Here is a 1,550-nt window from a genome sequence, read left to right on the forward strand (position 1 = left end):
CAACCTCGCCTACGTCATCTACACCTCCGGCTCCACCGGACAACCCAAAGGCGTGGCGATGCCACACGGCCCGCTGGTGAACCTGCTCGACTGGCAGCTCGAACGCAGCCCGGTCACCGGACCGGTCCTGCAGTTCTCGTCGATCTTCTTCGACATCTCCTTCCAGGAGATGTTCACCGCCTGGCTCAGCGGCAGCTCCCTGGTGCTCGTCAGCGACGAACAGCGCCGGGACCCGGAGCAGTTGGTCGACCTCATCGCCCGGGAACGGGTCCGGCGGCTGCACTGCCCACCGGCCGTCCTGGCGCAGATCGCGCTGGCGCTCTCCCGCTCCCGCCGCGAGCTGGCACTGGCCGAGGTGGCGCCCGCCGGTGAGCAGTTGCAGATCACCGCGGAGATCCGCGAGATGGCAGCCGTCGGCGACGGCCTCGTCGTGGACAACCAGTACGGCCCGACCGAGGCCCACGTGATCAGCGCGGGGCGGCTGACCGGTGACCCCACCGGTTGGCCGGAGTTCCCGAGCATCGGCACGCCGATCGCCAACACCCGGATCTACCTGCTCGACGGGTATCTCCAGCCGGTGCCGTCCGGCGCGGCCGGCGAGATCCACGTGGCCGGGGACTGTCTGGCCCGGGGCTACGTCGGTCGTCCCGACCTGACCGCCGACCGGTTCCTCCCCGACCCGTTCGCCACCGAACCCGGACAACGCCTCTACCGCACCGGCGACCTCGCCCGCTGGCGCCCCGACGGCACCCTCGAATTCCTCGGCCGCACCGACCGACAGATCAAGATCCGCGGATACCGCATCGAACCCGGAGAGATCGAAGCCGCCCTACTGCGTCATCCGGACGTGGCCGAGGCGTTGGTGGTCGCGGACCGGAATCCGGCCGGGGACGACCGGCTCGTGGCGTACGCCGTCCCGACCGCTCAACGGCTGCCGTCCGGTTCCGCGCTGCGTGCCTTCCTGCGTGGCGCACTGCCGGAGTACATGGTGCCGAGCCACGTGGTCGAGTTGGCGGCCGTGCCGCTCACCGCGACCGGCAAGGTCGACCGCCGGGCCCTGCCCGCACCGGCCGACGTCGACGACGTTGTGGAGCGCGTTCCCGGGCGGACGGACGAGGAGAGAACCCTCGCGGCCATCTGGGCCGAGGCGCTCGGGGTGCCGGCCGTCGGAATCCACGAGGACTTCTTCGAACTCGGCGGGCACTCCCTGCTGGCGGCGCGGGTGGCCGGTCGGGTCCGGGACGCGCTGCGGGTGGAGATGCCACTGCGGACGGTCTTCGAGAACCGGACCGTGGCGGACCTCGCCGCCGCCCTCACCGGTCGGTCGGCCGACGCCGCCGACGGCCGGCCGGAGGAGTTGCTGTGGCACGGGTTGGCGCCGGTGGCGCGGGGTGAACGGTGGGCGCCGTCGTTCGGGCAACGCCGGTTGTGGTTCCTGGACCAGCTCCAGCCCGGCATGATCGCCTACAACCTTCCGCTGGCCTATCGCATTCGGGGGCCGTTGGTGGTGTCCGCCCTCGCCGCCGCCCTCACCACCATCGCCGACCGCC

Annotated in this window: 1 protein-coding gene; it reads left to right on the forward strand. The window is 71.7% G+C overall.

All coding sequences use genetic code 11. The features are described 5' to 3' along the window. The coding region (locus AWW66_RS32135; protein ID WP_157528323.1) for a non-ribosomal peptide synthetase at positions 1 to 1,550 on the forward strand (1,550 nt) is incomplete at both ends.

The organism is Micromonospora rosaria, from assembly GCF_001567585.1.
Lineage (GTDB): Bacteria > Actinomycetota > Actinomycetes > Mycobacteriales > Micromonosporaceae > Micromonospora > Micromonospora rosaria.